Here is a 5,802-nt window from a genome sequence, read left to right as displayed (position 1 = left end):
CGCCCGCCATGCCCTTCCGGAAGACCAGCTCGGCGGCACGGTCACGACCGATGCCGTGACGCTCGCCGGCCGCGATTTCTATACCTACTTCTCGCAGACGTGGTCGGAAATCCCGCTGAGCGAACGCTACATGGTCGCCATTCACGAACGCCCGTCCGCGCGTTACGGCAGCCTGATCTGGGTCGAATTCCAGCAAAAACGCGTGTTCCAGACCTTCCTGCCGATCGCGCGGGCAAACGTCAAGGCCGTGGCCGAAAGCGCCGCCAACATTTCCTTTCAAACCGTCATTCAGGACGATCTGTCGAATTTGTTGTTTCCCGATTCGGATCTGGCCAAAGACGAGATTTAGTCGATTAATCAAAAACAGGGGTTAGGGAAAATGAATCGAATCAGATTGAGCTTGATCGCCCTGGTCGCGATGACCGCGGTGTCTCCGTATGCGTGGTCGTCGACGCTGGTTTATCAGCCGAACAACCCGAACTTCGGCGGCAACCCGGCAAACGGCCCGAATCTGCTCAACGAGGCCAATGCGCAGAACAAGCATACGGATCCGTCGCTGTCGGCCTATTCGTCGCCGACGTCCACGTCGTCGCTCGACCAGTTCAATGCGCAACTGCAGCAGGCGATCCTGTCGCGCGTTGCCGGCTCGGTGACGAACTCGATCGTCGGCACCAACGGCGAGCTCAAGCCGGGGACGATCAGCACGGGCAACTTCACGATCGTCGTGAGTGCAGCCGGCAACGGCAGCCTGCAAGTGACGACCACCGACAAGACGACGGGTGCGACCTCGACGTTCATCGTCAGCAACGGCCAATAACTCGAAAAAAACGACTGAGCGAATCATGAAAAAAAATGCTGAACGCACACGCTTCAACACGGGGATGACACGGATCGCCATGGGCGCGGTGTTGCTGCTGTCGCTGGTCGGTTGCGTCACGCGGCCGATGCCGGCATTGAGCAACGCGACGCTGACGCCGCCGACGCGCACCACGCGCGACCTCACGCATCTCCCGCCGCCGAAGGGCAAGATCGTCGCGGCCGTGTACGGCTTTCGCGACCTGACGGGGCAGTACAAGGCATCGCCGGACAGTTCCTTCTCGTCGCAGGTCACGCAGGGCGGCGCGTCGTTCCTCGTCAAGGCGATGCGCGACTCCGGCTGGTTCACGCCGGTGGAACGCGAGAACCTGCAGGACCTGCTGACCGAACGCAAGATCATGCGCGCCACCGACGGCGCGGATGCGAAGAAGGCGCAGAACGATGCGATGGCGCCGCTGATGCCCGCGAACATCGTGCTCGAGGGCGGCATCGTCGGCTACGACACGAACGTCCGGACCGGCGGGGCCGGCGTCGCCTACCTCGGGATCAGCGGGTCGACGCAATACCGGATCGACCAGGTCACCGTCAACCTGCGCGCGATCGACATCCGCACGGGCCAGGTGCTCAACAGCGTGTCGACGACCAAGACCGTCTACTCCTATCAGGTCGACACGGGCATCTATCGCTTCGTCGGCTTCAAGGACCTGCTGCAGGCGGAAGCCGGGCTGACGCGTAACGAACCCGCGCAGATCTGCGTGAACGAAGCGATCGAATCGGCGCTCACGCACCTGATCGTCCAGGGCGTCGCGAACCAGACCTGGGCGCTGAAGAACGACCAGGACTGGTACGACCCGACGATGCAGCGGTATCTGCAGGAAGACCGGAAATACGCGCAGGACATGGAAGACGCGAACACCGCGTACGACCCGCAGAAGATCGATCGCTCGGGCGTGTCCACTCATTAACCGGCATCAGGCCGGCCAGCGGAGAAAACATGATGAATCGACAGCGTGATCGGAACGGGCGCGCCCGCGTGATGCGGCGGGTGCTCGCGACCATGTGGGCGGCGGCAGCCATGCAGGCGGCGTCGGCGGCACCCGTGCCGCTCAACGACCTCGGCGCGCCCGAACCCGCGTTCGACTACAGCGGCAACATCGTCGCGGTCCGGCAGAGCGGTGTCGGCAATACCGCATCGCTCGACCAGGCGGGCCACAACGGTGCGCTGGTCTGGCAGGCCGGCGACGGCAACTCGATCGTCGCGCGGCAGACCGGTGCGCAGAACTGGATCGCGGCGTCGCAGGTCGGCTTGGGCAACACGTTGAATGCGACCCAGCGCGGCAACGGCAACACGTTGCAGGTGCAACAGAACGGCGTCGGCAATTCGGTCGAATCGACGCAGGTCGGCACGTCGCTGTCGGCGCGCGTCACGCAGAACGGCATCAACAACGCGGTGAACATCGTGCAGGGCGGATCGAACACCGGCATCCAGGTGATCCAGACCGGCATCGGCGCGCGCGCCACGGTGGTGACGCGGTAACGGTTACGCAGCTTGCAAGTGCTTTGCTTGGAGTGGTGTGAGGTGTGGGACGTGAGAGCGTCCTCAATTGGCGGGGGTGCCGGCGAAGATCGACTTTTCCGGCGAATTTTCTTTCGAATCAGGAGCAACAAATGAAGGTGACCAAGTCTGCAATCGCAATCGCAGTGCTGATGCTCGCATCGGCTGCCGCACAGGCCGATTCGTCGGGGAACAACGTGAACATCGGGCAATCCGGCAACTTCAACTCGGCAACCGTCGAACAGACGGCGACGAGCGGTGATTCGGTGACGATCAACCAGTCGGCAGCCGGCAACGATCCCCGCTACGGGTTCGTCGCCAACGTGACGACCCAGGGCGGCAGCGGCGACACGACCGTGATCCAGCAGAACTCCTGGTGGGCGCAGCCGTATTCGAGCGTGAACGTGTCGCAGACGAACACGTCGAACGAGCGGAACTACGTGACGCAATCCGGTGGCGGCGATTTCTCGGCGAACATCACGCAAACGGCGTCGGTTTACACCGGCGGCCCGCAATACGACACCAACACGATCAACCAGTACAGCTATATCGACAGCGCGTCGATTTCGCAATCGGGCGGCGGCTGGAACAGCGTGACGATCAACCAGGGCACGCCGAGCCAGTCGGCGATCGGCAACAACGCGACCGTGACGCAGGCGGACACGTTCGGCAACACCGTCGGCATCACGCAGACCGGCAACAACGGCACCGCGAACGTCCAGACGACCTGGGGCGGCGGGAACGCGACGTCGATCACGCAAACCGGTGGCACGACCAACGCCAGCGTGACGCAGTTCGCCGAGGCAGGCGACCAGGTCACGACGACCCAGAGCGGCACCGAAACCGCCACCGTGAACTCGTCGTTCGGCGGCGGCAACACGACGACGATCTCGCAATCGGGCGGCGTGAGCGGCAACAACGCGACGGTGAACCAGCTCGCGGCGGCCGGCAACACGACGTCGATCACGCAGACCGCCGACGCCAACAACGCAACGGTCAACCAGTGGTTCGAGTTCGGCGACAACGCGACGATCAACCAGTCGGCTGCGTCGAACAACGCGACGATCACGCAGCAGTACGGCTACGGCAACAGCGCGTCCATCACGCAAACGGCCGCGTTCAACACGGCGTCGATCACGCAAACCGGCTCGAACGGTTCGACGGCATCCATCACGCAGGCGTCGGCGGACAACCTGGCGTCCGTGGCGCAGTCGGCATCGGGCTCGTCGACGACGGTGAGCCAGTCGGGCGACATCGGCAACTACGCCAATGCGTCGCAGACGGGTGCGGATGACGTGCTGAGCCTCTCGCAGGCCGGCGGCTTCAACATCATCAACGCGTCGCAAGTGTCGGGCTCGGGCAACCAGGGCTACGTGACGCAGAACGGCTACTTCAACAACGCCACGCTGGTCCAGCAAGGCAACGCGAACTACGCGAGCATCAACCAGAACGGCTTCAACAACACCGTTTCGGTCAAGCAGCACTAAGCGCCGCCGGCGTAACGAAAAGGCCGGACGGTTGCCCGTTCGGCCTTTTTTTCATTCGACAGGGGACGATCATGGTTGGCATTCACGATCTCAACGCCTATTTCGACATCGCCGCCAGTGCCGGCGGCGTGAACATCGTGCCGCACGTGCAGGCGGCCGCGCCGGTCGACGTGTCGTACAGCCTGCGCATCACCAAAACCGGCGGCGCCGGCTCGGCCTCGCTGACGCGCTCCGGCGAATCGCGACTCGCCGGCGGCGAGGATCGGCCGCTCGCGACGATGCGGCTGAGCGTCGATTCCGGCGATATCTGCAAGGCGACGCTGGTGCTGCACGTCAATGGCGAGCACGCGGAGTATTCGGTGGACTGCAATCCGCAGCGGGCGTCGAATTGAATGGCCGCGGCGCGGGCGCGTCACGCCGCATGCCGGGCACGCGCCTGCCGCGCACGGTGGTCGCATCGCGCCGCGTGAAGCGCGGCGTCACGCACGTCCGTCCATGAGCCGTGCGACATTCGCGTCGATTGCGGGGAAGTCGTCTCGACAGGTGAGACGGAGACGGGCGTATCTCGCGTGGACTCAATAACGCATCACGAGAAACAGGCCGGCGGCCGCGAGCGCCATGCCCGGCCATGCGAGCGCACCGATCGTCTCGCCGAGCGCGACGAGTGCGATCAGCGCGGTCGCGGGCGGGATCAGGAAGAACAGCGCCGACACGCGCGACGCCTCGCCATACCGCACCATCGCGAGCAGCAGCGAGATCGCGATCAGCGAGTTGCAGATGACGAGGTATGCGAGCGAGCCGGCGAGCCCGGCGGTCCATTGCACGTGCATCGGTTCGAGCGCGAACGCGAGCGGCGCCGTGACCGCCAGGCCGACCGCGTACTGCACGAGATTCGCGGTGACCGGATGCACGTCGGTGCCGAAGCGCTTTTCCCACAGCGTGCCGCCGGTGATGCACGCAAGTGCGAACAGCGCGAACGCGAGCGCCCACGGCGACGCGACATCGACCGACGAACGCGCGAGGATCACCAGCACCGCGCCCGCGGCGCCGAGCGCAAGCCCGATCCAGCGCAGCACGCCGACGCGCTCGCCGGCAATCATCGGCGCGAGCAGCCCGACGAGAATCGGCTGCTGCGACGTGACGAGCGCGACGGCGCCGGCCGACATGCCGAGCTTCAGGCTCAGGTACGTGAATGCGAAATAGCCGGCCTGCAGCAACAGGCCGACCACGACGAGATCGCGCCATGCGCGCGCCGTGCGCGGCAACGCGGGGCGCAGCCACAGGAACGGGCCGGCGAGCAACGCGACGACGCAGGCATAGCGCAGCGCGAGGAACGTGAGCGGATCGGCATAGCGCAAGCCGAGCTTCAGGAACACGAAGCCGCTTGCCCACAGCAGCAGGAACAGCGCGGGCGCGATGCGCAGCCAGCCGGGTTGCCGTGCGGCATTCGGGGTATCGATCGCCGTCATGCGCGCTCGCATTGTGTCGCCGCAGGGATATCCACCCCGTTCGCGCCGGGGCCGCGTGCATGCGTGCGCATCAGCGGCACACCGGATGACAGGTGAGGTTCGGTACGGTCACGGACGCGACGATGACGACCTGCGGCTCCCGCTTCATGACGGCATGTCCCCGGTATATTTGGCGTGCGACGATCATACGCCGCGTCAGCCGAACATGCTTCGTGGGGATCTCGCGCCGACCTCAATCATCCGACGCCAGCATGCGCGGTATCTCGTCGACGAGCGCATCGATGACGACGCGCACCTTCGACGGCACCTGGCGCGATGCCGGCCGCACCGCGAACACTTCGGCACCCGACACACTGTTGCTGTCCATCACGAGCGCGAGGCGGCCGTCGCGCAGGTAAGGCGCCATCAGCCAGCACGGCAGCCACGCGAGGCCCGCGCCGGCCGCGGCCGCGTCGGCGATCGCCAGCAGGTCGTC

General features: G+C 65.2%; 8 protein-coding genes. 6 read left to right on the top strand and 2 right to left on the bottom strand.

Translation table 11 applies throughout. From position 1 onward, the window contains the following. The 6 genes from G3N93_RS32840 to csgH all read left to right on the top strand — a co-directional run. A partial coding sequence (locus tag G3N93_RS32840) for a CsgE family curli-type amyloid fiber assembly protein (protein ID WP_206134820.1) occupies positions 1-349 on the top strand: 349 nt, incomplete at its 5' end. 45 nt (positions 350-394) lie between these two features. Further along, entirely contained in the window at positions 395-817 is a 423-nt protein-coding gene (locus G3N93_RS32835) for a curli assembly protein CsgF (RefSeq protein WP_241026793.1), read from the top strand. Between the two features lie 25 nt (positions 818-842). Continuing rightward, a complete protein-coding gene (locus G3N93_RS32830) occupies positions 843-1,781 on the top strand; it encodes a CsgG/HfaB family protein (protein WP_174938250.1) in 939 nt (312 codons plus the stop codon). Between the two features lie 29 nt (positions 1,782-1,810). Next, positions 1,811-2,353, top strand: a complete 543-nt coding sequence (locus tag G3N93_RS32825) for a hypothetical protein (RefSeq protein ID WP_206134819.1) — start codon at positions 1,811-1,813, stop codon at positions 2,351-2,353. A gap of 131 nt (positions 2,354-2,484) precedes the next feature. Then, positions 2,485-3,858: a hypothetical protein gene (locus G3N93_RS32820; RefSeq protein ID WP_174938247.1), complete on the top strand. Its 1,374-nt coding sequence runs from the start codon at positions 2,485-2,487 to the stop codon at positions 3,856-3,858. A 71-nt stretch (positions 3,859-3,929) separates the two neighbouring features. Continuing rightward, complete coding sequence (gene csgH, locus G3N93_RS32815) at positions 3,930-4,250, top strand: curli-like amyloid fiber formation chaperone CsgH (RefSeq protein ID WP_174944781.1); 321 nt, start codon at positions 3,930-3,932, stop codon at positions 4,248-4,250. A gap of 183 nt (positions 4,251-4,433) precedes the next feature. On the opposite strand, the gene G3N93_RS32810 is transcribed toward csgH, so the two are convergent. Then, entirely contained in the window at positions 4,434-5,327 is an 894-nt protein-coding gene (locus tag G3N93_RS32810) for a DMT family transporter (RefSeq protein ID WP_174938243.1), read from the bottom strand. A 232-nt stretch (positions 5,328-5,559) separates the two neighbouring features. Next, the coding region (locus tag G3N93_RS32805; RefSeq protein WP_241026792.1) for a LysR substrate-binding domain-containing protein at positions 5,560-5,802 on the bottom strand (243 nt) is incomplete at its 5' end.

The sequence above is a fragment of the Burkholderia sp. Se-20378 genome, assembly GCF_017104665.1.
Classification (GTDB): domain Bacteria; phylum Pseudomonadota; class Gammaproteobacteria; order Burkholderiales; family Burkholderiaceae; genus Burkholderia; species Burkholderia lata.
Note: the sequence above shows the minus strand (reverse complement) of the source record. Positions and strands in the feature narration are given on the sequence as shown.

Coding starts and splice junctions, on each gene's coding strand:
- G3N93_RS32830 (WP_174938250.1), top strand. CDS start 843: ATGAAAAAAAATGCTGAACGCACACGCTTCAACACGGGGATGACACGG.
- G3N93_RS32825 (WP_206134819.1), top strand. CDS start 1,811: ATGATGAATCGACAGCGTGATCGGAACGGGCGCGCCCGCGTGATGCGG.
- G3N93_RS32820 (WP_174938247.1), top strand. CDS start 2,485: ATGAAGGTGACCAAGTCTGCAATCGCAATCGCAGTGCTGATGCTCGCA.
- csgH (WP_174944781.1), top strand. CDS start 3,930: ATGGTTGGCATTCACGATCTCAACGCCTATTTCGACATCGCCGCCAGT.
- G3N93_RS32810 (WP_174938243.1), bottom strand. CDS start 5,327: ATGACGGCGATCGATACCCCGAATGCCGCACGGCAACCCGGCTGGCTG.